Origin of the sequence: Pseudomonas sp. NFACC14, from assembly GCF_900106885.1 — a bacterium.
Classification (GTDB): domain Bacteria; phylum Pseudomonadota; class Gammaproteobacteria; order Pseudomonadales; family Pseudomonadaceae; genus Aquipseudomonas; species Aquipseudomonas fluorescens_AA.
Genome location: NZ_FNOA01000017.1, coordinates 72,616 through 94,313, shown reverse-complemented (window position 1 = coordinate 94,313; position 21,698 = coordinate 72,616). Strand labels below are relative to the sequence as shown.

The 21,698-nt window shown below is 63.9% G+C and carries 23 protein-coding genes; 17 read left to right on the top strand and 6 right to left on the bottom strand.

The features are described from left to right. Positions 1-8 precede the first annotated feature (8 nt). The 17 genes from BLU85_RS22250 (at position 9) to BLU85_RS22170 (ending at position 15,803) form a co-directional block, all read left to right on the top strand. Complete coding sequence (locus BLU85_RS22250; RefSeq protein WP_030140951.1) at positions 9-263, top strand: acyl carrier protein; 255 nt, start codon at positions 9-11, stop codon at positions 261-263. Further along, positions 260-805, top strand: a complete 546-nt coding sequence (locus BLU85_RS22245; RefSeq protein WP_092203426.1) for a COG4648 family protein — start codon at positions 260-262, stop codon at positions 803-805. The genes BLU85_RS22250 and BLU85_RS22245 overlap by 4 nt, the downstream gene beginning before the upstream one ends. After that, positions 802-2,481 (top strand): ApeI family dehydratase, encoded by a 1,680-nt coding sequence (locus BLU85_RS22240; RefSeq protein WP_092203424.1) that lies wholly within the window; start codon positions 802-804, stop codon positions 2,479-2,481. Before BLU85_RS22245 ends, BLU85_RS22240 begins: the two co-directional genes overlap by 4 nt. A gap of 206 nt (positions 2,482-2,687) precedes the next feature. After that, positions 2,688-3,422 carry a glycosyltransferase family 2 protein gene (locus BLU85_RS22235; protein ID WP_092203422.1) on the top strand — a complete coding sequence of 245 codons (735 nt, stop codon included), beginning with the start codon at positions 2,688-2,690 and terminating at the stop codon, positions 3,420-3,422. After that, positions 3,419-4,363 carry an LpxL/LpxP family acyltransferase gene (locus tag BLU85_RS22230; protein WP_092203420.1) on the top strand — a complete coding sequence of 315 codons (945 nt, stop codon included), beginning with the start codon at positions 3,419-3,421 and terminating at the stop codon, positions 4,361-4,363. Before BLU85_RS22235 ends, BLU85_RS22230 begins: the two co-directional genes overlap by 4 nt. Next, entirely contained in the window at positions 4,344-5,888 is a 1,545-nt protein-coding gene (gene hutH / locus BLU85_RS22225; protein ID WP_092203418.1) for an HAL/PAL/TAL family ammonia-lyase, read from the top strand. The genes BLU85_RS22230 and hutH overlap by 20 nt, the downstream gene beginning before the upstream one ends. Then, positions 5,881-6,306: an acyl-CoA thioesterase gene (locus BLU85_RS22220; protein ID WP_060739517.1), complete on the top strand. Its 426-nt coding sequence runs from the start codon at positions 5,881-5,883 to the stop codon at positions 6,304-6,306. The genes hutH and BLU85_RS22220 overlap by 8 nt, the downstream gene beginning before the upstream one ends. Then, positions 6,303-6,896: an outer membrane lipoprotein carrier protein LolA gene (locus tag BLU85_RS22215; RefSeq protein WP_092203416.1), complete on the top strand. Its 594-nt coding sequence runs from the start codon at positions 6,303-6,305 to the stop codon at positions 6,894-6,896. Before BLU85_RS22220 ends, BLU85_RS22215 begins: the two co-directional genes overlap by 4 nt. Further along, positions 6,880-9,219 carry an MMPL family transporter gene (locus tag BLU85_RS22210; protein ID WP_092203413.1) on the top strand — a complete coding sequence of 780 codons (2,340 nt, stop codon included), beginning with the start codon at positions 6,880-6,882 and terminating at the stop codon, positions 9,217-9,219. Before BLU85_RS22215 ends, BLU85_RS22210 begins: the two co-directional genes overlap by 17 nt. A gap of 23 nt (positions 9,220-9,242) precedes the next feature. Continuing rightward, entirely contained in the window at positions 9,243-10,502 is a 1,260-nt protein-coding gene (locus tag BLU85_RS22205; protein ID WP_092203410.1) for an NAD(P)/FAD-dependent oxidoreductase, read from the top strand. Further along, positions 10,499-11,227 (top strand): class I SAM-dependent methyltransferase, encoded by a 729-nt coding sequence (locus tag BLU85_RS22200; protein ID WP_092203408.1) that lies wholly within the window; start codon positions 10,499-10,501, stop codon positions 11,225-11,227. Before BLU85_RS22205 ends, BLU85_RS22200 begins: the two co-directional genes overlap by 4 nt. Beyond that, positions 11,224-11,706, top strand: coding sequence for a DUF3261 domain-containing protein (locus BLU85_RS22195; protein ID WP_092203406.1), 483 nt, complete (start codon positions 11,224-11,226; stop codon positions 11,704-11,706). The genes BLU85_RS22200 and BLU85_RS22195 overlap by 4 nt, the downstream gene beginning before the upstream one ends. After that, positions 11,703-12,899, top strand: a complete 1,197-nt coding sequence (locus BLU85_RS22190) for a beta-ketoacyl-[acyl-carrier-protein] synthase family protein (RefSeq protein WP_092203404.1) — start codon at positions 11,703-11,705, stop codon at positions 12,897-12,899. The genes BLU85_RS22195 and BLU85_RS22190 overlap by 4 nt, the downstream gene beginning before the upstream one ends. Continuing rightward, positions 12,896-13,363 carry a hotdog family protein gene (locus tag BLU85_RS22185; protein ID WP_092203402.1) on the top strand — a complete coding sequence of 156 codons (468 nt, stop codon included), beginning with the start codon at positions 12,896-12,898 and terminating at the stop codon, positions 13,361-13,363. Before BLU85_RS22190 ends, BLU85_RS22185 begins: the two co-directional genes overlap by 4 nt. Then, positions 13,360-14,088 (top strand): 3-ketoacyl-ACP reductase FabG2, encoded by a 729-nt coding sequence (locus BLU85_RS22180; protein ID WP_072407283.1) that lies wholly within the window; start codon positions 13,360-13,362, stop codon positions 14,086-14,088. The genes BLU85_RS22185 and BLU85_RS22180 overlap by 4 nt, the downstream gene beginning before the upstream one ends. Next, the gene (locus tag BLU85_RS22175) at positions 14,088-15,314 is read left to right on the top strand and encodes a beta-ketoacyl-ACP synthase (protein ID WP_092203400.1); all 1,227 of its coding nucleotides are present in this window, start codon (positions 14,088-14,090) and stop codon (positions 15,312-15,314) included. The genes BLU85_RS22180 and BLU85_RS22175 overlap by 1 nt, the downstream gene beginning before the upstream one ends. Before the next feature lie 42 nt (positions 15,315-15,356). Next, on the top strand, positions 15,357-15,803 hold the full coding sequence (locus BLU85_RS22170) for a hypothetical protein (RefSeq protein ID WP_003197008.1): 447 nt from the start codon (positions 15,357-15,359) through the stop codon (positions 15,801-15,803). 313 nt (positions 15,804-16,116) lie between these two features. On the opposite strand, the gene BLU85_RS22165 is transcribed toward BLU85_RS22170, so the two are convergent. The 6 genes from BLU85_RS22165 to BLU85_RS22140 form a co-directional block, all read right to left on the bottom strand. Beyond that, complete coding sequence (locus BLU85_RS22165; RefSeq protein WP_256572875.1) at positions 16,117-16,668, bottom strand: hypothetical protein; 552 nt, start codon at positions 16,666-16,668, stop codon at positions 16,117-16,119. Positions 16,669-16,900: 232 nt separating this feature from the next. Further along, on the bottom strand, positions 16,901-17,899 hold the full coding sequence (locus BLU85_RS22160; protein WP_092203398.1) for a 4-hydroxyproline epimerase: 999 nt from the start codon (positions 17,897-17,899) through the stop codon (positions 16,901-16,903). 12 nt (positions 17,900-17,911) lie between these two features. Next, positions 17,912-18,763, bottom strand: coding sequence for an ABC transporter permease (locus tag BLU85_RS22155; protein WP_092203396.1), 852 nt, complete (start codon positions 18,761-18,763; stop codon positions 17,912-17,914). Beyond that, complete coding sequence (locus BLU85_RS22150; protein WP_092203394.1) at positions 18,760-19,608, bottom strand: ABC transporter permease; 849 nt, start codon at positions 19,606-19,608, stop codon at positions 18,760-18,762. The genes BLU85_RS22155 and BLU85_RS22150 overlap by 4 nt, the downstream gene beginning before the upstream one ends. Continuing rightward, complete coding sequence (locus tag BLU85_RS22145; protein ID WP_092203392.1) at positions 19,605-20,723, bottom strand: quaternary amine ABC transporter ATP-binding protein; 1,119 nt, start codon at positions 20,721-20,723, stop codon at positions 19,605-19,607. The genes BLU85_RS22150 and BLU85_RS22145 overlap by 4 nt, the downstream gene beginning before the upstream one ends. A 78-nt stretch (positions 20,724-20,801) precedes the next feature. Next, a complete protein-coding gene (locus BLU85_RS22140) occupies positions 20,802-21,650 on the bottom strand; it encodes a glycine betaine ABC transporter substrate-binding protein (RefSeq protein WP_092203390.1) in 849 nt (282 codons plus the stop codon). Between the last annotated feature and the right edge of the window lie 48 nt (positions 21,651-21,698).

Here is a 21,698-nt window from a genome sequence, read left to right as displayed (position 1 = left end):
ACCGGACCATGCAAACTCGTGACGACATTTTCAACACCCTGCGTGACGCCCTGGTCGAGCTCTTCGAGCTGGACCCGGAGCGCGTGACGCTGGAATCGAACCTGTACCAGGACCTGGAAATCGACAGCATCGATGCGGTTGACCTGATCGACCACATCAAGCGCCAGACCGGCAAGAAAATCGCCGCCGAAGAGTTCAAGTCGGTGCGCACCGTCAATGACGTGGTCGAGGCGGTCTATCGACTGGTTCAACCGGCCGCATGACCCGGCTGATTGGCCTCGGCCTGCTGCTGGCGGGCCTGCTGTACCCCTTTGCGGTGTATTTCGGCATGGAGCATTTCGCCCCGTGGCAGTTCGGGCTGCTGCTGGGTAGCCTGTGGCTGGCCCGGGCGTTGCTAGGCAAGGGCGGTGACGGCAGCCGCTGGATGGCGACCACGGCGATCGTGTTCTGCGTGTTGCTCGCGCTGTTCGACAGCCCGCTCCTGCTGCGTTGGTACCCGGTGCTGATCAGCGGGTTCATGCTTGGGCTGTTCGCCCTGAGCCTGAAATACGGCCCGCCAATGATCGAACGCCTGGCCCGCCTGCGCGAACCGCAGCTGCCGGCCAAGGCGGTGGTCTATACGCGTCAGGTCACGGTGGCCTGGAGTGTGTTTTTCCTGTGTAACGGTTTGCTCGCCGCCGCCCTGACCCTCTGGGCGCCGCTGAGCTGGTGGATGTTGTACACCGGCCTGATTTCCTACGGATTGATGGGGCTGCTGTTTGTCATTGAATGGCTCATACGACAACGGGTAAGAGGCCGCCCATGAATTGGATAACACTTGAGCGGATGTTGCTCAGGGCTCAGCCGGAACGCGCCGTCGCGGTCGCTCCGGCGCTGGATCATTCGCAACTGCGGGACGCGGCGTTGCGCCTGGCGGCGGGCCTGCAAGCCCGGGGCGTACGCCAGGTGGCGGTGCACCTGGAAGATGCAGCCGACCTGGCCATCGCCCTGCTCGGTGCCTGGCACGCCGGCACGCGCGTCCTGCTTCCCGCCGACCTGCAAGCGCAGACACGCCAGCGCTGGGCGTCGGAGGTGGACCTGTGGCTGACCGACCAGCCCGGCGACACCCATCCCGACGACTTGCGACACGCGCCGATGGACGCCGCCGAACTGGACCTCGATCACTGCTGGCTGAGCCTGTGCACCTCCGGCTCCAGCGGCGAGCCCAAGCGCATCGAGAAAACCCTGCGGCAGTTGAGTAACGAAGTCCAGGCCCTGGAACAGCTGTGGGGCGCCGACCTGGGCCCGGCCTGCATGATCGGCAGCGTTGCCACCCAACATATCTACGGATTGCTGTTCCGAGTGCTGTGGCCGCTGTGTGCCGGGCGTCCGTTCGGACGCAGGCAATTGGCGTTCCCCGAAGACCTGCAACGCGCCAGCCGCGAGCAACCGGTGTTCGCCTGGGTCGCCAGCCCGGCGTTGCTCAAGCGCATGGGCGATAACCTCGACTGGCCGGCCCTGAGCAGCGTGCGCCGGGTGTTCTCCTCCGGCGGTGCCTTGCCAGCCGAGGCCGCGCAAAGCTTGCAGCGACGGCTGGGACAATGGCCGACGGAAATTTTCGGCAGCTCGGAAACCGGCGGTATCGCCTGGCGCCAGGGTGACTCATGGTGGCAGCCCTTTGCCGACGTCGAGCTGAGCCAGGACAGCGACGGCGCCTTGCTGATCGCTTCGCCCTACCTGCCCGCCGGGCATGTGGAACACACCGCTGACGCAGCGCGAATCGCCGCAGATGGACGCTTCGAGCTGCTCGGGCGACTGGACCGTATCGTCAAGCTCGAAGAGAAGCGCATCTCCCTGCCCATGCTCGAACAGGCGCTGGTGGCCCATGATTGGGTCAGCGAAGCGCGGCTGGGCGTGGTGCAGGAGAATCGCGCCTCCCTCGGCGCGCTGCTGGTGCTGAGCGAAGCTGGCCTGCGAGCCTTGCGCAACCAGGGTCGGCGGGCCGTGACCGAGGGCCTGCGCCGTCACCTGGGCGAACATTGCGAAACCCTGGCCCTGCCACGGCGCTGGCGCTGGCTGCGGCAGTTGCCGCTCAACGCCCAGGGCAAACTGCCCCAGGCCGAAGTCGAGGCGCTGCTGATGGCGCCACGCCCCAAAGCCCCCGAGGTGTTGGAGCAAGTCGAAACCGACGGTGAGTGGAGCCTGCGCCTGGTCGTGCCGCCTGACCTTGCGTACTTCAGCGGTCACTTCCCCACCGCCCCGGTATTACCCGGCGTGGTGCAGGTCGACTGGGCCTTGAGCATAGGTCGCCAACTGCTGGACCTGCCGCCGCGGTTCGTCGGCATGGAGGTGCTGAAATTCCAGCAACTGGTGCGCCCCGGTGACGACATCCAACTGCACCTGCGCTTCGACCGCGAGCGCGGCAAGCTGTACTTTGCCTACCGCAATGCCACGGCGGCCTGTTCCAGCGGGCGGATTGTGTTGGGGATGGCGAATGATTAATGCTCACACTGCCCTCCTGTGGCGAGGGAGCTTGCTCCCGCTGGGCGGCGTAGGAGCTGAGGAGTGCAACGAGGCTGCGATCTTGTCCCAGACAGTTGAGTCGCAAGTGAAAGATCAACATCAAAAGATCGCAGCCTTCGGCAGCTCCTACAGCGGGAGCAAGCGCCCTCGCCACAAAATGCACCTTAGCCACCGAGACATGCCGCATGCATAACCCCTGCGCCGTCATCCCGGTCTACAACCACGAAACCGCCATCTCGGCGGTGGTCCAGGCGTTGCTCGCCAACGGCCTGCCCTGCGTGCTGGTGGATGACGCCAGCAACCCGGCATGTGCCGCCGTACTGGAACGGCTGGCCGAAGGCGAGCAGGTGCATCTGGTCAGGCTCGCCGTCAACCAGGGCAAGGGCGGCGCGGTGATGACCGGCTTGCGCGAAGCGTCGCGCCTGGGTTTCAGCCACGCCTTGCAGGTGGACGCCGACGGGCAGCACGACCTGGACGACGTGAAGACCTTCATCGAGCAATCCCGTGCCCACCCGGACGCAGTGATCTGTGGCTATCCGCACTACGACGCCAGCGTGCCGAAAGGTCGCCTCTACGCGCGCTACCTGACCCACGTCATGGTCTGGATCAACAGCCTGTCCCTGCAAATCCGCGACTCGATGTGCGGCTTTCGGGTCTATCCCTTGGCACCGACCCTGGCGCTGATCGACTCGGCCAATATCGGCAAGCGCATGGATTTCGACTCGGACATCCTGGTGCGCCTGGCCTGGCGCAATCAGCCGATGCACTGGCTGCACACCCGGGTCCATTACCCTCGGGACGGCGTTTCGCATTTTCGCCTGTTCCACGACAACGTGCTGATTTCCAGCATGCACACCCGGCTGTTCTTCGGCATGCTGGTGCGCGCGCCCCTGATTCTCTGGCGACGGTGGCGGGCATGAGTCTTCAGGCAGACAAGCAACATTGGGCCGACCGCCAGGAGCGCGGCAGTTTCTGGCTGATGAAACTCACCGCGCTCGCCGCCAAGGTGCTCGGCCGACGCTTGCTGACCCCGGTGCTGTACGGCATCGTCCTGTACTTTTTCATTTTCGGCCGCAGCGCGCGCCAGGCGGCCTGGCAATACCAGCAGCGCCTGGCCGACTGGAGCGCGCGCCCCGAACTGCGCCCGACCCGCTGGCGGGTGTTCGGGCAGTTCATGGCGTTCGCCGACTCCTTGCTCGACAAGCTCGACGTCTGGAACGGCAAGCTGAGCATCGACCAGATCGAAATCGTCGACCCGGCGCTGCTGCGCAATCACCTGCGCGATACCCGCGGGCAGATGCTGGTGGGCGCGCACCTGGGCAACCTGGAGATGTGCCGGGCCCTGGCCGAACTGGGCGAGAAAGTGACCATGAACGTGCTGGTGCACACCAAGCACGCCGAGCAGTTCAACCGTTTGCTGGGCGAGGCCGGTGCCACGCACTTGCGGCTGATCCAGGTCAGTGAGCTGAACCCGGTGATCATGTTGCAACTGAGCGAACGCCTGGAGCGCGGCGAGTGGCTGGCGATTGCCGGCGACCGCGTGCCACTGCACGGCGGACGCAGCGTGATCGTGGACTTCATGGGCCACCCGGCGGCATTCCCCCAAGGCCCCTGGTTGCTGGCCGGCCTGCTGAAATGCCCGGTCAACCTGCTGATGTGCCTCAAGCACGAGGGGCGCTATCGCGTCACGCTCGAACCCTTCGCCGAGACCGTGGTGTGGAAGCGCAACGAGCGCGAACAAGTGATTGCCCATTGGGCCGGCCATTATGCCGAGCGCCTGGCGCAGTACTGCCTCCAGGGGCCCCAACAGTGGTTCAACTTTTACCCTTTCTGGAAGACCGATGACGATGCCCACTCTTGAGCCGGTAACCTTCGGCGAACGCCCCCTGCGCATCGAGGATGTGCTGGCCCTGGCCAACCGTCAGGCCCCGACGCAGTTGCAGGATGACCCGGCGTTCCGCCAGCGCATCGCCAAGGGTGCGCAATTCCTCGACTCCTTGCTGGACAAGGAAGGCGTGATCTACGGCGTGACCACCGGCTACGGTGACTCTTGCGTGGTGGCGGTGCCGCTGCACCATGTCGAGGCCCTGCCGCGTCACCTGTACACGTTCCACGGCTGCGGCCTGGGCAAGCTGCTGGACGCCCAGGCCACCCGCGCGGTGCTGGCGGCGCGCTTGCAGTCGCTGTGCCACGGCGTGTCCGGGGTGCGGGTGGAACTGCTGGAGCGGCTCCAGGCCTTTCTCGAACACGACATCCTGCCGCTGATCCCGGAAGAAGGCTCGGTGGGCGCCAGCGGTGACCTGACGCCACTGTCCTATGTGGCGGCCACGTTGTCCGGCGAACGGGAAGTGATGTTCCGCGGCGAGCGGCGCCTGGCCGCCGATGTGCACCGTGAGTTGGGCTGGACCCCACTGGTGCTGCGGCCCAAGGAGGCCCTGGCGCTGATGAACGGCACCGCTGTGATGACCGGCCTGGCCTGCCTGGCCTTCGCCCGGGCCGACTACTTGTTGCAATTGGCGACCCGTATCACCGCGTTGAACGTCGTTGCCCTGCAAGGCAACCCGGAACATTTCGACGAGCGCCTGTTCGCCGCCAAGCCACACCCAGGGCAAATGCGGGTCGCCGCGTGGCTGCGCAAGGACCTGGCGATCGACGCGCCGACGGCGCCGCTGCATCGCCTGCAGGATCGCTACTCCCTGCGCTGCGCGCCCCATGTACTCGGCGTGCTGGCCGACAGTCTGGGCTGGCTGCGTTCGTTCATCGAGACCGAACTCAACAGCGCCAACGACAATCCGATCATCGACGCCGAAGCCGAACGCGTGCTCCACGGCGGGCATTTCTACGGTGGGCATATCGCCTTCGCCATGGACAGCCTGAAGAACCTGGTGGCCAACGTCGCCGACCTGCTCGACCGGCAACTTGCCTTGCTGGTGGACGAGCGCTACAACCACGGCCTGCCGAGCAACCTGTCCGGCGCCAGCGCCGAGCGGGCGATGCTCAACCACGGGTTCAAGGCCGTGCAGATCGGCACCAGCGCCTGGACCGCCGAGGCGCTGAAAAACACCATGCCGGCCAGCGTGTTCTCGCGTTCCACCGAATGTCACAACCAGGACAAGGTGAGCATGGGCACCATCGCCGCCCGGGACGCGATCCGTGTGCTGGAACTGACCGAACAGGTCGCCGCCGCCACGTTGCTGGCGGCCAACCAGGGCGTATGGCTGCGCAGTCGTGCCGAAGACGCGCGGCCGTTGCCGCCGGCCCTGGCCGCCATGCACCAGCAACTGGCGGAGGATTTCGCCCCGGTCATCGAAGACCGCGCCCTGGAAGGCGAATTGCGCCTGTGCCTGCAACGCATTGCCGAACAACATTGGAGGCTGCATGCGTAGCCAAGGCGTTCTGCACGTCGACACCCACATCGTGGTGCCGTTTTTCGACGTCGATTCGATGAACGTGGTCTGGCACGGCCACTACGTCAAATACCTGGAAGTGGCTCGCTGTGCGCTGCTCGACCTGATCGGCCACAACTACAACGACATGCTCGAATCCGGCCATGCCTGGCCGGTCATCGACCTGCAACTGCGCTACGTGCGCAGCGCCGTGTTCGGCCAGGCCCTGACCGTGCGTGCCAGCCTGGTGGAGTGGGAGAACCGGCTGAAGATCAATTACCTGATCAGCGACGCAGCCACCGGCGAGCGCCTGACCCGCGCCAGTTCGGTACAAGTGGCCGTGGACATCGCCAGCCGCGAAATGCTGCTGGCCTCGCCCCGGGTCTTTGTCGAAGCCGTCGAAAGGAAACTGCCATGAAACGTTTGTCGATCTGCCTGCTGCTGTGTTGCCTGGCGCCGTTGGCCCAGGCCTTCGACCTGCAGCAATTGAGCGACCAACTGGCCCGTCCGGAGGTGATCCACGGCCAGTTCATCCAGGAAAAACACCTGCGCGCCCTGCCCCAACCCCTCACCAGCAAAGGCCGCTTCGTACTGGCGAAAAACCACGGCCTGCTGTGGCTGCTGCAAACCCCGCTGCAACAGGACTACCGCATCACCGCCCAAGGCATCGCCCGGCGGGACGGCAATGCCTGGCAGATGCTGCCGAACAAGAGCGCCGGCGCCGAGCAGAACCGCCTGTTCCTGGCGGTATTGCAGGGCGACAGCAGTGGCTTGCAACGGGATTTCGAGCTGAGCCTGTCGGGCGAACCGCAGCAGTGGAAACTCACCCTGACCCCGCGCTCGGTGCTGCTCAAGCAGGTCTTCAACCAGATCAACATCGACGGCGGCGAACTGGTCCAGCGCATCGAACTGCTGGAAACCCAGGGCGACAGCACCGTACTGCGCATGCAGGACAGCACCAGCGCACAGCCCTTGAGCGAAGCGGAGCAACATGATTTTGCCGAGTGAACGGATGCTGCCACGGCTGTTCCTGATCCTGCTGCTGGCAGTGCTCGCGCTCGCCGGCTGGCAGTGGCGCAACGGCGCGCCGCTGTCGGCCAATCTCATGGAACTGGTGCCGGGCACGTCGCCCGATGCCCTGGAACTGATCGCCGAACAGCGCATGCAGGAACCGCTCAATCGCGAGGTGCTGGTGCTGGTCGGTCATGCCGATCGCCAGCAAGCCATCGCCCTGGCGCAAACCCTCGGCGAGCAATGGCAGGCCAGCGGTCTGTTCGACAAGGTGCAGTGGACGTTGCAGGCCGACTTGCCGGCGCTGCGTACGCAACTGCTCAACGGGCGGTTGGCGATGCTCTCGGCGGCTGACCGGCAGCAACTGATCGAACAGCCCCAGGCGTTCATCCAACAACGGGTACAGGCCCTGTTCGACCCGTTCAGCGGCTTCAGCCTGGTGCCGAACCAGGACGATTGGCTGGGCCTGACCGGACGCATCCAGAACAGCCAGCCCCAACGCGGCGCGATCAAATTCGACATCGGCAGTGGGGCCCTGATCGCCGATGCCGACGGTAAAAGCTGGGTGATGCTGCGGGCCCGTGCCCAGGGCACCGCCTTCGACATGAACCTGCCGTTGCAAGTGGCCGGGCTGCTGCAACGCAGCCGCGACCAGGCGGGCCAGGCCCAAGGGCAACTGCTGGCGGCCAGCGGCCTGCTGTACGCCGCCAGCGGCCAGCAACAGGCGTCGCGGGAAATCACCTGGGTCGGCGGTGGCGCGACGGTCGGCATCTTACTGCTGCTGTTGCTGGCCTTCCGGCGCCTGCGGGTGTGGCTGGCGTTCGTGCCGGTGCTGGTGGGCATGCTGTTCGGCGCGGTGGCGTGCGTGGCCTTGTTCGGGCGCATGCATGTGATGACCCTGGTTTTGGGGTCCAGCCTGATCGGCGTCGCGGTGGATTACCCCTTGCACTACCTGTCCAAGAGCTGGAGCCTCAAGCCATGGCGCAGTTGGCCGGCCTTGCGCCTGACCCTGCCGGGGCTGAGCCTGAGCCTGGCGACCACGTGCATCGGCTACCTGGCCCTGGCCTGGACGCCGTTTCCGGCCCTGACCCAGATCGCGATATTTTCCGCCGCCGGGCTGGTGGGTGCCTACTTGACCGCGGTGTGCCTGTTGCCGGCGCTGCTCAACGGTGCGGATTTGCGTCCGGCCCAGTGGCCGCTGCGGCTGTGCGAAGGCCTGCTCCAGATCCGCCAGGCGTTGTTGGCACGGGTGCCTACGCCAGTGCTGCTGGTGTTGCTGCTGAGCTTCTGCGCGGGCGGCCTCTGGCACCTGACCACGAAAAACGACATCCGCCAGTGGATCGGCACGCCCCAGCACCTCACCGACGAAGCCCGCGACATCGCGCGCATCACCGGCTTCCAGCCCACCAGCCAGTTCTTCCTGATCCGCGCCGACAATCAGTCTCAACTGCTGGAACGCCAGACCGCCCTCAACGAACGCCTGGACCAGTTGATCGCCCTGGAAAAACTCCAGGGCTACCTGTCGCTGAACCAACTGGTGAGCCCGCCCGCCGACCAGCAGAAAGTGCGTGAGGCCCTGGCCCGGTTGCCGGCTGTCTGGCAGCCGTTGCTGGACCTGGGCGTGCCGGTCGCCGCGCTACAAGCGGAACTGGCGCAATTGCAGGCCTTGCCGGTGACCGACATCGATGCCGCGCTGGCCGGCCCCCTGGCCGAGCCGTACCGCACGCTCTGGCTCGGCCCCACCGCCCAAGGCGTCGCGGCCATGATCAGCCTGCAAGGCTTGAACGATGCCGCGCTCCTGCGGGTGCAAGCCGTGGACCTGCCGGGGGTACAACTGGTGGATCGCCTGGGCGACCTGAACCGGGTGTTCGCCGCCACGCAGGTCAGCGCCGCCGAGTTGAAACTGGCCTCCTGCGTGCTGATCGTGCTGGTACTGATCTGGCCGTTCGGGGTCGGTGCGGCCTTGCGCATCGTCGCCCTGCCATTGCTGGCCGCGCTGTGCAGCCTGGCGAGCCTCGGCTGGCTGGGGCAGCCACTGACCCTGTTCAGCTTGTTCGGCCTGCTGCTGGTGACGGCCATCGGCGTCGATTACGCGATTCTGATGCGCGAGCAGATTGGTGGCGCGGCGGTGAGCCTGCTGGGCACTTTCCTGGCAGCGATCACCACCTGGCTGTCGTTCGGCCTGCTGGCGCTTTCCAGCACACCGGCGGTGAGTAATTTCGGCCTGGCGGTGAGCCTGGGGCTGGCCTTCAGTTTCATGCTGGCGCCGTGGGCCGGGCGTCACGAACACCCCACACCCGCTCAAGAAGACCCACGATGATTACGGATATTCGAGGAATCCCAATGCCTGTGACTGAAACGGAATATCGCCAGGTCGTCGTCATCGGTGCCGGCCCGTCCGGGGCGATTGCCGCCGCGCTGCTCAAGCGCAAGGGCCACGATGTGCTGGTCATCGAGCGCCAGCATTTCCCACGGTTCTCCATCGGTGAGAGCCTGTTGTCCCACTGCCTGGATTTCGTTGAAGAAGCCGGCATGCTCGACGCGGTGAATGCCGCCGGGTTCCAGCGCAAGAACGGCGCCGCGTTCGCCTGGGGCGAGCGCTACAGCGCCTTCGACTTCGGCGATACCTTCAGCAACGGCAAACCCACCACGTTCCAGGTGCAACGGGCCGACTTCGACAAATTGCTGGCCGACCAGGCCGTCCTGCAAGGCGTGGAGATCCGCTACGGCCAAGCGATTGCCAGTGCCGACTTCACCCTCGCCAAACCACGACTGGGCGTGCAGCGTGAAGACGGCAGCGAGTACTGCGTCGAGGCTGACTTCGTGCTCGATGCCAGCGGCTACGGTCGCGTCCTGCCGCGCCTGCTGGACCTTGAGGCGCCGTCGAACTTCCCGCTGCGCCAGGCGGTGTTCACGCACATCGAGGATCGCATCGACGCTCCAGCGTTCGACCGGGAAAAGATCCTCATCACCACCCACCCGAGCAAACGTGACGTGTGGTTCTGGACCATTCCGTTCAGCGGCGGACGCTGCTCGGTGGGCGTGGTCGCGGCGGCGGAACATTTCGCCGGCCGCACCGACGACCTCGATGCCTGCCTGCGCGGTTTCATCGACGAAACCCCGAGCCTGGCCGGCGTACTGCAAAATGCGGAGTGGGATACCCCGGCGCGGACCATCGGCGGCTACTCGGCCAACGTCAAGACTCTGCACGGCCCTGGCTTTGCCCTGTTGGGCAACGCCGCGGAATTCCTCGACCCGGTGTTCTCCTCCGGCGTGACCATTGCCATGCGTTCGGCGAGCATGGCCGCCGATGTACTCCACCGTCAGTTGCAGGGTGAAAGCGTCGATTGGCAAAGCGAGTTTGCCGAGCCGCTCAAGCGTGGCGTCGACACCTTCCGCTGCTATGTCGAGGGCTGGTACGCCGGCACCTTCCAGGACGTGATCTTCTACACCGAAGGCTCGGACGACATCCGACGCATGATCAGTTCGATCCTGGCGGGCTACGCCTGGGATCAGCGCAACCCGTTTGTCAGTGAACCCAAGCGGCGCCTGCGCATGCTCTCGGAAATCTGCGCAAGCCCGGCGCCGAGTCAGCAACCATGAGCTACCTGAGCGACAACTACGTCGAAGAAACCCGCTTCGGCTTCTGGTTCCTGCGCAGCCACACCTGGCAGCACCACGTGTTGCGCGTGGCGATCAACGACCTGCGCAGCCTGTTCGGCACCGCGCTGCCGGCCAATCCGGTGCTGCTGGACGCCGGCTGCGGCCAGGGCAAATCATTCCAATACCTGCGCCAGGTGTTCGCGCCACAACACCTGATCGGCGTGGATGCCGACCCTCACAGCCTGGACCTGAGCCGGGAGGAGGCCGCGCGCCAAGGCATGAGCGTGGAACTGATCGGCAGCGACTGCGCGACCTTGGCGGTGCCCGACGCCAGCGTCGACCTGCTGTTCTGCCACCAGACGTTCCATCACCTGGTGGAGCAGGAAAAAGCCCTCGCCGAGTTCTACCGCGTACTCAAGCCCGGCGGCTATCTGATGTTCGCCGAATCCACCGAAGCCTACATCGATACCTGGGTGATCCGCTGGCTGTTCCGCCACCCCATGCACGTGCAGAAAAGTGCCGCGCAGTACCTGCAGATGATCCGCGATCAAGGGTTCCGGTTCGAAGACCGCAACGTCTCCTACCCGTACCTGTGGTGGAGCCGTGCCACGGATTTCGGCCTGCTGGAGCGCTTTGGCCTGCGCCGGCCCAAGCCATTTGGCGAGCGTGAGGAAACCCTGGTCAATGTGGTGGCGCGCAAGCCTGGCGAAGGGGCTGCCGGATGATCCGTGGCCTGCTGATCGCCTGTGTGTTGCTGCTCAGCGCCTGCGCCAGCCAGGCGCCGCTGCCCGCACGCACGCCGACCCTGGCGTTGCCGATGCAACTGCACATCGAGCGGACCCTGGCCGGCCAACGCCAGGACTGGTTGCTGGTGATCCAGCGCGAAGACACCGGCATCCGTTGGTCGATGATGGACCCGCTGGGCATTCCCGTGGCCCGCCAGCGCCTGGTCGACGGCCAGTGGCAGGCCGACGGTCTGCTGCCACCCAATGCCGAGGCCCGGGAGTTGTTCGCCGCGCTGTTGTTCGCCCTGACCCCCGACGCCGAGCTGTCCGGCAACTATCCGGCGGCCCGGCGACAGGCGTCGCAACGGACCCTCGTTAATCGCTGGCAGGTGCGCTACACGCAGCCTTTGGATTTTGAAATGAGCCTGCCCCAAGGCCCCCGCTACCGCATCACACCGTTGACCGAGAACGCCCCATGACCGCCTACCTGAATGCCCTCGGGGTGATCTGCGTCCTGGGCCGCGACAAGCACACTGTCGCGCGCAACCTGTTTGCCGGCGACTGCTCGGGCGTGCGCAGCGAGGATGGCTGGGTGGCCGAACGGGCCTTGCCGGTCGCCGCGGTACCGGGTGAACTCGCGCCCATCCCCCCTGCCCTGGCGGCGCAACGCAGCCGCAATAATCAACTGCTGCTGGAAGCGGGTCTGCAGATTCGCGCCGAGATCGACCTGGCCATCCAGACCTACGGGCGCGCTCGCATCGGCATCGTCCTGGGCACCAGCACGTCGGGCATCGATGAGGCCAGCCAGGGCATTGCCCACTATCTGCGCGAGCAGCGCTTCCCCGACGGCTACGACTACCAGCAACAGGAACTCAGCGCGCCGGCCAATTTTCTTTCCGACTGGCTCGGCCTGAGCGGCCCGTCCTACGTGATTTCCACGGCCTGTACCTCCAGCGCCCGCGCCTTGATGAGCGCCCGGCGCCTGTTGGACCTGGGCCTGTGCGATGCGGTGCTGTGCGGCGGCGTGGACAGCCTGTGCACACTGACCCTCAACGGTTTTTCCGCGTTGGAGGCGGTGTCGAACGAACGCTGCAATCCGTTCTCGGTGAACCGCAGCGGCATCAACATCGGCGAAGCGGCGGTGCTGTTTCTCATGAGCAAGACGCCAGGCGAGGGCACACCGATTGCCTTGCTCGGCGACGGCGCCAGTTCCGATGCCCACCATATCTCCGCGCCCGAACCCAGCGGTCGCGGCGCACGCCAGGCCATGGAAAAAGCCCTGCGCTGCGCCGGCCTCGACGCCCACCAGATCGACTACCTGAACCTGCATGGCACCGCTACGCAACACAATGACGCCATGGAAAGCCAGGCCGTGGCCGGACTGTTCCCGGCGGGCGTGCCCTGCTCGTCCACCAAGCCCATGACCGGCCATACCCTCGGCGCGGCCGGGGCGCTGGAAGCGGCGTTCTGCTGGCTGGCCCTGAGCACACAGAACACCGCCCAGGCCTTGCCGCCGCACATCTGGGACGGCCAGGCCGATCCTGCCCTGCCAGCGCTCGACTGGGTCACCGCCGACACCCGCCTGAAACCCGCCACTACGCGCCGCCTGATGAGCAATTCATTTGCCTTCGGCGGCAACAACGTCAGCCTGATTATCGGAGACGCCCCATGACTGACTGGCCGCTCGCCGAACTGCTGCCCCATGCCGGCGACATGATCCTCATCGACCGGATCCTGTCGTTCGATGACGAACAGATCCACACCCACGCCACCGTCAAGCCCGGCGGCTTGTTCAACCGCGACGACGGCGCACTGCCGGCCTGGGTCGGCATCGAGCTGATGGCCCAGAGTGTCGCGGCGTTTGCCGGTTGCCACGCCCGCCGACGCGGCGATGCCGTGGAGTTGGGCTTTTTGCTCGGCACCCGCAAGTTCGAATGCAACGTCGACTGCTTTCCCGTCGGCACCGAGCTGAGCATCCATGGCGTGCGCTCCCTGGAAGACGACAACGGCATGGGCGTGTTCGAATGCCACATCCACGCCCCCGGCATCCATGCCACGGCCCGGCTCAATGTCTTCCGTCCGCCCCAGGCTGCCCATTACCTTCATGAACCGTCCGCAACAGGAACCCCGCCATGACTGAATCCGTACTGGTCACCGGCTCCAGCCGTGGCATCGGCCGCGCCATCGCCCTGCGCCTGGCCCAGGCCGGGCACGACATCGTGCTGCACTGCCGCAGCGGCCGCGCCGAGGCCGAGGCGGTCCAGGCACAAATCCAGGCCCTGGGCCGCAACGTCCGGGTGCTGCAATTCGACGTGGCCGACCGCGCCGCCTGCAAGGCCATTCTCGAAGCCGATGTCGAGGCCCACGGCGCCTACTACGGCGTGGTACTCAATGCCGGCCTGACCCGCGATGGCGCCTTCCCGGCCCTGAGCGAAGACGACTGGGATGTGGTGATGCGCACCAACCTCGACGGTTTCTACAACGTGCTGCACCCGGTGATGATGCCGATGATCCGTCGTCGCGCCGCCGGAAGGATCGTCTGCATCACTTCGGTTTCCGGGCTGATCGGTAATCGCGGCCAGGTCAACTACAGTGCTTCGAAGGCCGGGTTGATCGGCGCGGCCAAGGCGTTGGCAATCGAGCTGGGCAAGCGCAAGATCACCGTCAATTGCGTCGCGCCGGGGTTGATCGACACCGCCATGCTCGATGAAAACGTACCCGTGGAAGAACTGATGAAAATGATCCCCGCCCAGCGCATGGGCACTCCGGAAGAAGTGGCCGGCGCGGTGAACTTCCTGATGTCCGCCGAAGCCGGCTACATCACCCGGCAGGTCCTGGCCGTCAACGGAGGCTTGTGCTGATGAAGCGCGTCGTCGTCACCGGCATGGCCGGTATCACCTCCGTGGGCAGCGACTGGGAAACCATCGCCAGCAACTTCGCCGCCAACCGCAGCGGCATCCGGCGCATGGATGAGTGGGACCGCTTCACCGAACTGAACACGCGCCTGGCCGGCCCCATCGACGACTTCCAGGTCCCGGCCCACTGGACCCGCAAGCAATTGCGCAGCATGGGGCGGGTCTCGCGCCTGGCGGTCGCGTCGGCGGAACAGGCCCTGGCCGACGCTGGCCTGCTGGGCGACGAATCGATCAAGGACGGGCGCATGGGCGTGTCCTGCGGTTCATCCACCGGTAGTACCGACGAGATCAAGGCATTCGGCAACATGCTGCTCAACAGCGTGGCCGAAGGCCTGAACGCCAACTCCTATGTGCGCATGATGCCCCACACCACGGCGGCCAACATCAGCATCTTCTTCGGACTGACCGGACGCCTGATCCCCACTTCCAGTGCCTGCACCAGCGGCAGCCACGGCATCGGCTATGCCTACGAGGCCATCAAGTTCGGGCGCCTGCCGTTGATGCTGGCCGGCGGCGCGGAAGAACTGTGCCCGACCGAAGCGATGGTCTTCGATGCGCTCTACGCCACCAGCCTGAAAAACGATGCGCCGCAAACCAGCCCTCGCCCCTACGACAAAGGCCGCGATGGCCTGGTGATCGGCGAAGGCGCCGGCATGCTCGTGCTCGAGGAACTGGAACACGCCCTGGCCCGTGGCGCACGGATTCATGCCGAGATCGTTGGCTTCGGCAGCAACGCCGACGGCCAGCACGCCACCCGCCCCGAACTGGTCACCATGCGCCGGGCCATGGAACTGGCCCTGGAAGATGCCGGCCTCGAACCCTCGGCCATCGGCTACGTCAATGGCCATGGCACCGCCACCGAACAGGGCGACATCGCCGAAACCCTGGCCACCAGCAGCCTGTTTGGCGAGCACATGCCCATCAGCTCGCAGAAGAGCTTCCTCGGCCACACCCTGGGTGCCTGCGGGGCGCTGGAATCCTGGTTCAGCATCGAAATGCTGAACAGCGACCAGTACGTGCACACCTTCAACCTCGATGAAGTCGATCCCCAGTGTGGCCAGCTCGACTACCTGCGCAGCGAGTTCAGGTCGATGAGCAACGAATACGTGATGAACAACAACTTCGCCTTCGGTGGGGTCAACACCTCGTTGATCTTCCGCCGCTGGCGCTGAATCGGATTCAAAACCCGCTATCCCTACGTCAAGGAGACCATGATGTCGTTGAAGAAAATCGCAGTGACCGCCGCCCTGTTGCTCAGCACCCTGCCAAGCCTCAGCCAGGCCCGTGATACCGCGCTGTTCCTGCCGTTCGACAAGGTTGTCGCCGAAGCCATCCGCACCGGCAAGATCGACGGCAGCGTGAAGTTCTACCTGGCCGGCAACAAACCGGCTGGCAACGTCACCGTGGTCAGCCCCGGCGCCGTGACCAACAAGAAAACCAACGCCTTCAACAAGTCCGATGAAGTGGCCTGCGAATGGGTGCTGCAATCAGCCCTGATCAGCCTGCACCAGGCCGCCAAGAACGCCGGCGCCAACGCCGTCACCAATATCGTCAGCTTCTACAAGAGCAACGAACGCAAAGACCCTACCACCTACGAATGCCACGCCGGCGCGATCATGGCCGGTGTTGCGCTGAAAGGGGATTTGGCGAAGGTGCAATAAAAAGCGCCTTTGGGGGCATTGGAGAAGCCTGGCGAACGATGCCAGGCCATCCCACAGGGTTTGGTGGCGCACCCGGATATCGCGAGCACCACACTTCCACTGTGGGAGCGAGCTTGCTCGCGATAGCGATGGGTCAGTACCCGAAATGCTGGCTGTGCTGCCGCCATCGCGAGCAAGCTCGCTCCCACAGGGTTTGGTGACATAGCCGGATATTGCCGGCACCCTGTTTGGAGCCCACCAGCCGTCCGAGAGCCCAGCACGAACCTTGTGGCGAGGGAGCTTGCTCCCGCTGGGCTGCGCAGCAGACCCTCGTTCATTGGATGTCTTGCTTCATCCCATTCGAGTGCAGGCGATGAACATCCGCCCGTTTAAGAGCGGGCAGGAAATCCTCCGCCATCGGCACGCCTTCACGCACGATGATCAGGAAACGTTTCTGAAGCGTATTGATGATTTCGTCGCCATTGCTCAAACGACTGCCGACCAGCGCGATATTGCTATTGGCTTCTCCGGCGCCAGTGATGATCCGCGCCGTGCTGCCATCGGCATACACCACCTGGTCGCCTTTCTGCGCGGCGCATACTTTCCAGCCGTTATCCAAGGTGAACGTCAACGAAGATGACACCTGCTGGATCGTTCCGCCGTAACGCGTCTGGCTGCCCTCGGTGGCCACTCGATAAATGGCGATTGGCGGATGCGCTTGGACGAATGTTTTTTGTCGATTGACGAATGCCGCGACTTCTTCACCGTAACCCTCCAGGTGGCCTTGCTCCAAGTACAAGTCATCCAAATGACGGAGAGATTCAAGGGAGATTTCGTTGGTGTAGGGAGCATCCAAAGATGAGTGCATTTCCAGGGCCTTATTCATGGGCTTCTGGCTGTGCCCCTTGCCGCTGGGAAGGAGCACTGAGCCGGACGATTCGGAATGATGAATAAGACGACGCAGCACAGGCGAGTGGCAATCCCAACGGCGTGGTACCTGGAACGAATAGGAAGTGTCGCAACTAGAAATGCGCGTTTTCCTACAGCACAGAACGCTTATCTGGCGATTCGTTACGCTTGGCTTCAATCGCCCGAAGAGATGCACCCTGGAGAAGCGCTTACGCGAGCTGGAAACCGTGGGCGAGCGGGTCTCTGTCATCGACAAAAAGAGTGTTGTGGCCTATCACCTGGGCCCAGCCGGTGATGCTCGGGCGTATGCCGGCGAATTCGCCAACCTTTATCGCCGCCTCGACCTTGCCTTCGTAAAGCGTGCCAATCGGACTCTCGTGTCGATAGGTGTCGCCGACTCTCAGCCGCCCCTTGCCAAACAACTGCGCCATCCTGGCGGAAGTTCCGGTGCCACCCGGAGAACGATCAATGGCCTTGTCACCGTAAAACACCGCGCAACGACCATCCGCCGTGCTGCTCTGCGGTTTGTCGCACCAGATGACGTGATGCACGCCAGTGATCCGGTCATTTTCCGGGTGCGACGGATTGCAGATTCCGGCCAGCGCCGCGCGCAGTTTCACACTCAGACCGACGATATCGGCGGTGCTGTGTCCATCAAGGCCTGGCCAGCATTGCTGCGGTTCGACCACCGCGTAAAAGTTACCGCCGTAGGCGATGTCGACCGTCAGTTGGCCGATGCCAGGCACCTGCACCACGACATCCGCGCGGTGCAGGTAGCTGGCGACGTTGAACAGTTTGATCGACTCGACGTATTCACCGTCCAGGGTGTACGCGACATCGACACGGCCGGCCGGGGTTTCGATCGCCAGCTTGCCCGCTTCTTTCGGCGTCACCAGCCCCTCTTCGATGACCACCGTCGAAAGCCCGATGGTCCCCGCGCCGCACATCGGCAGGCAGCCGCTGACTTCGATGAACAACGCGCCAAAGTCGCAATCTTCGCGAATCGAGGGGTAGATGATCACGCCGGACATGATGTCGTGACCGCGAGGCTCGAACATCAGCGCGGTGCGTACCCAGTCGTGATCGCGGACGAATATCTCTCGTCGCTCGGCCATGGAAACCGACGGTAACAACGGACCGCCACCTGCGACAACGCGCACCGGATTGCCGCAGGCGTGGGAATCGATACAGAAAAAACTGCGTCTCATGGTGCCGTCCTGTTAAACCATTTTGCTGGGAGAATGGCGCTGCAGCGCGCCGCGAGACAGGCGATCGAGCAGCAACGCGATGGCGACGATGGCAAGACCGGCGCGCAGGCCCAGGCCCATTTCCATCCGCGACAGCCCCCTGGTGACTTCAGCCCCCAGGCCACCCGCCCCCACCAGACCGGCGAGTACCACCATGGCCAGCGACATCAGGATGCACTGGTTCAGGCCCACCAGCAGCGTGGGTGCGGCGGTCGGCAATTCGATCTTTAACAGAATATCCTTCGGCGACGCACCGGACGCTTGCCCCAGTTCCAGCAAGTCTTTGGGCAGTTGTTTGAACGCCAGCGTGGTCAGGCGCAGCATCGGCGGAATGCCGTAGACGATGGTGGCGATGATCGCCGGAACACGACCCAGGCTGAACAGGATCACCGCCGGGATCAGATACACCCAAGGCGGCACGGTCTGCATGATGTTGAGGATTGGCAGAAACGCATCGTCAACGCGCTTGACCCGAGCGGCCAGAACGCCCAGCGGGAAGGCAATCGCCACCGAAATCAGCACCGACACGGACACCAGCGCGATGGTCTGCATCGACGCGACCCACAGGCCAGAGAACAGGCAGAACGCCAACATCAGCACCGCGAACACCGCCACACGCTTGGTGGCGAAGATGAACGCGGCAACAAAGACAACGGCGATCGTTACGTAGGGATGAGGCGCCAGCAATAGGCGCTCGACCAGCCCCAGCACAGCCTCTACCCCTTGGCTGATGACGACGAACAAGCCATGCAGATTGGCGTTGAGCCAGTCCACCACGGGGGCTAGAAACTCACCGGGGGAAAAACGCAGGTCGGCGATGCTCATTGGCTTTCTCCCATACGAGGCCGCGCTGCACTCTGCGCCAGGCGGTCGAGGATCATGGTCAGGATGACGATGGCGATGGCCGCGTTGATCGACTTGGCGATGTCCAGCGTGCGCACCGCGCCGTAGATCGACTCACCCAGGCCGCCGGAACCGACGATCCCGGCGATCACGACCATACCGAACGCCATCATCAGGCTCTGGTTGACGCCGGCCATGATGCTGGGCATCGCGAATGGCAAGCGGATCTTGAAGAACATCTGCATCCCGGTCACGCCGCTGGCGTCGCCCAGTTCGATGAACGCCTTGGGGGTCATGCGAATGCCCAGCGAAGTCAGGCGCAAGGCCGGTGGCAGCGCGACAATGAACGTCGCCAACAGCGCAGTGGCAGGGCCGTATCCCAACAGCGCGATGGCGGGCAGCAGATAAATGTAGGGCGGCATGGTCTGCACCAGATCCAGACACGGATCGACCACCCGGTCGAATGCAGGCGCGAGCCCCGCGACCACGCCCAACGGGATTGCAACCAACAGCGCCAGAATGGTCGCGGTGAGGACAAGAGCCAGCGTGCTCACGGTCTCCGGCCACAGCCCGATAAAGGCGCAAAACACCAGTGCCAGCCCCGACAGAATCGCGAAACGAAGGCCGATCAAGCGCCAGCCGATCAACGCGAACAGCAGCGCAATGACGTAAAACGGCGGCAAGGCGATGCACCAGAGCACGCCTTTGTAGACCGCTGTCAGCGCATCGTTGGCCGCGCTGAACAGGAATTCGCCGTGGTCGGCCAGCCACTCCAGGCTGGAATCGATGGCCGAATCGAACTGACTGGAAAAGTCGGGAGTGCTCATGCCGAAGCCTCCAGCGCAGCGGTCGCTGACGCGGCTGAGAATTCGTTCGCAATTCCCTGCACGCCGCGCAGCAGATCACGAGGCGTGATGATTCCTACGACCACGTGGTTATCGACCACCGCCAACGCATCGCGCTCGGCGTTCATGGTCAGGCCGATCAGCTCGTTGATGTCCGCATCGAGCCTGGCCTTGATCAGTCGCGAAATATCACAGCCGGGGTTGGCCGCCTTGAACGGCTCGACCGGGGTCATCACCGAGTGGGCCTTGACCAGATGCAGGCGCGAGATGCCCGCGACGAACTCGGCCACGTAATCATCGGCCGGGTTGAGGACGATTTCTTCGGCGGTACCCACCTGAATGATCACCCCGTCCTTCATGATCGCGATGCGGTCGCCGATGCGGATGGCTTCGTCCAGGTCGTGGGTAATGAACACCGCAGACTTGCCGAGCTCTTTCGTCAGTTGGCGGAACTCGTCCTGTAGCTGGCGGCGGATCAACGGGTCGAGGGCGCTGAACGGTTCGTCCATCAGAATCACTTCGGGGTCGGCCGTGATCGCCCGGGCCAAGCCGACCCGTTGCTGCATGCCCCCGGACAACTCGCTGGGGTAACGCTGCGACCATTCGCTCAGGCCCACTTTCGCCAGCGCATGCTCGGCCACCTTGTAGCGCTCGGCCTTGCCGATGCCCTGCACTTCCAGACCGAACGCGGTGTTTTCCAGCACCGTGCGGTTGGGCAGCAGGGCCACGCTCTGGAAGACCATGCCGATGTGCCGGGCGCGGACTTCGCGCAATTGTGCCGCTGAAAGCGTGGAAAGATCCTTGCCCTTGACCAGGACCTTTCCGGAACTTGGGGTGATCAGCCTGTTGAGCAACCTGATCAGGGTGGATTTGCCACTGCCGGACAATCCCATGATGCAAAAGATCTCTCCACGGCGGACCTGGAGACTGACGTCCGAGACCCCGACCACGCAGCTGTAATCTTGCAGAATCCGGGTCTTGGTAAGCCCCTGCCGAACGACAGCTTGCATCGCGGCAGGTGCGCTGTTCCCAAAGATTTTCCAGACGTTCTGGCAATCTACCAGCACTTCGTTAGTGTCAATTTTAGCCGTTGTCATGTCGTAACCCGTGGAGTCAGTTTTGGCTGACTTCTCTCATTGATCAAAAGGCGGCAGTGGCAAAAAAAGCGTTGCGTTTCAGTTCTTGACGTTTCCCCAGCGCTTCAACAAATCGGCGTGGCTGTCGGTCCACCCCTTGACGGCCTCATCCATGGTCTTGCCGTCCTTGACCTCGGCGTTCATGGCAGTGATGTCGGCGATGGGCACGTAAACACTGGCCATCAGCTCACGGGCACGTGGATTGCCCTCGGCGAAACCTTTATGGCCGATCCAGTAATAGCCTTGCAGCGGCGGGAAGATGCCTTTGGGGTCTTTCAGAAACTTCAGGTCGAATTTCTTGGTCATCCAGGACGGATCCCACACCGTGACCGCCATCCACTCTTTGCGGTCCACAGCGGACTTCAGCGCGGCGGTCATCGCAGCGGTACTGCCTTCGACCAGTTTCAGCTTGAGGTCATAGGCCTTGACCACGTTGTTGGCATCGCTCATCAAGCCTGACCCTGGCTCGATACCAATGATCTTGCCGCCGAGCTTGTCTGCGTTGGCATTGAGTTGATCGATAGAATCGATGTCGACATAGCTGGGCACCGCCAGCCCCTGGTACAGACCGAACGAGACCGGCGACAGTTTTTCGAGCCTGTTTTTATTCTTGTTCCAGTAATCGGAGGCGGCGTAATCGGTCTGGGACGCCAGAACCTGAACATCACCCTTGGTCAGGGCCGCATAGGCAATGCCCCACTCCGAAAACTCCACCACTTTGACCGTGTAACCAGAGTTCTCGAGCACCTTCTTGGTGATGCCGGTGATGGGGGTCAGGTCCTCCCAGTTCATGGTGCCCATGGTGATGGTTTTCTCTTCGGCGTGAACCGGCAGACTCATCATGCCTGCTACCGCAACCGCACAGACTGCCTTCCAGATTTTCTTCATGGCGTTCCCCGATCTACGTTTATAAAACTGGTTATGGATGTTTCACGA

What these genes read in the sequence shown, in the direction of transcription:
- BLU85_RS22250 (WP_030140951.1), top strand. Translation starts at nt 9, where the DNA reads ATGCAAACTCGTGACGACATTTTCAACACCCTGCGTGACGCCCTGGTC.
- BLU85_RS22245 (WP_092203426.1), top strand. Translation starts at nt 260, where the DNA reads ATGACCCGGCTGATTGGCCTCGGCCTGCTGCTGGCGGGCCTGCTGTAC.
- BLU85_RS22240 (WP_092203424.1), top strand. Translation starts at nt 802, where the DNA reads ATGAATTGGATAACACTTGAGCGGATGTTGCTCAGGGCTCAGCCGGAA.
- BLU85_RS22235 (WP_092203422.1), top strand. Translation starts at nt 2,688, where the DNA reads ATGCATAACCCCTGCGCCGTCATCCCGGTCTACAACCACGAAACCGCC.
- BLU85_RS22230 (WP_092203420.1), top strand. Translation starts at nt 3,419, where the DNA reads ATGAGTCTTCAGGCAGACAAGCAACATTGGGCCGACCGCCAGGAGCGC.
- hutH (WP_092203418.1), top strand. Translation starts at nt 4,344, where the DNA reads ATGACGATGCCCACTCTTGAGCCGGTAACCTTCGGCGAACGCCCCCTG.
- BLU85_RS22220 (WP_060739517.1), top strand. Translation starts at nt 5,881, where the DNA reads ATGCGTAGCCAAGGCGTTCTGCACGTCGACACCCACATCGTGGTGCCG.
- BLU85_RS22215 (WP_092203416.1), top strand. Translation starts at nt 6,303, where the DNA reads ATGAAACGTTTGTCGATCTGCCTGCTGCTGTGTTGCCTGGCGCCGTTG.
- BLU85_RS22210 (WP_092203413.1), top strand. Translation starts at nt 6,880, where the DNA reads ATGATTTTGCCGAGTGAACGGATGCTGCCACGGCTGTTCCTGATCCTG.
- BLU85_RS22205 (WP_092203410.1), top strand. Translation starts at nt 9,243, where the DNA reads ATGCCTGTGACTGAAACGGAATATCGCCAGGTCGTCGTCATCGGTGCC.
- BLU85_RS22200 (WP_092203408.1), top strand. Translation starts at nt 10,499, where the DNA reads ATGAGCTACCTGAGCGACAACTACGTCGAAGAAACCCGCTTCGGCTTC.
- BLU85_RS22195 (WP_092203406.1), top strand. Translation starts at nt 11,224, where the DNA reads ATGATCCGTGGCCTGCTGATCGCCTGTGTGTTGCTGCTCAGCGCCTGC.
- BLU85_RS22190 (WP_092203404.1), top strand. Translation starts at nt 11,703, where the DNA reads ATGACCGCCTACCTGAATGCCCTCGGGGTGATCTGCGTCCTGGGCCGC.
- BLU85_RS22185 (WP_092203402.1), top strand. Translation starts at nt 12,896, where the DNA reads ATGACTGACTGGCCGCTCGCCGAACTGCTGCCCCATGCCGGCGACATG.
- BLU85_RS22180 (WP_072407283.1), top strand. Translation starts at nt 13,360, where the DNA reads ATGACTGAATCCGTACTGGTCACCGGCTCCAGCCGTGGCATCGGCCGC.
- BLU85_RS22175 (WP_092203400.1), top strand. Translation starts at nt 14,088, where the DNA reads ATGAAGCGCGTCGTCGTCACCGGCATGGCCGGTATCACCTCCGTGGGC.
- BLU85_RS22170 (WP_003197008.1), top strand. Translation starts at nt 15,357, where the DNA reads ATGTCGTTGAAGAAAATCGCAGTGACCGCCGCCCTGTTGCTCAGCACC.
- BLU85_RS22165 (WP_256572875.1), bottom strand. Translation starts at nt 16,668, where the DNA reads ATGAATAAGGCCCTGGAAATGCACTCATCTTTGGATGCTCCCTACACC.
- BLU85_RS22160 (WP_092203398.1), bottom strand. Translation starts at nt 17,899, where the DNA reads ATGAGACGCAGTTTTTTCTGTATCGATTCCCACGCCTGCGGCAATCCG.
- BLU85_RS22155 (WP_092203396.1), bottom strand. Translation starts at nt 18,763, where the DNA reads ATGAGCATCGCCGACCTGCGTTTTTCCCCCGGTGAGTTTCTAGCCCCC.
- BLU85_RS22150 (WP_092203394.1), bottom strand. Translation starts at nt 19,608, where the DNA reads ATGAGCACTCCCGACTTTTCCAGTCAGTTCGATTCGGCCATCGATTCC.
- BLU85_RS22145 (WP_092203392.1), bottom strand. Translation starts at nt 20,723, where the DNA reads ATGACAACGGCTAAAATTGACACTAACGAAGTGCTGGTAGATTGCCAG.
- BLU85_RS22140 (WP_092203390.1), bottom strand. Translation starts at nt 21,650, where the DNA reads ATGAAGAAAATCTGGAAGGCAGTCTGTGCGGTTGCGGTAGCAGGCATG.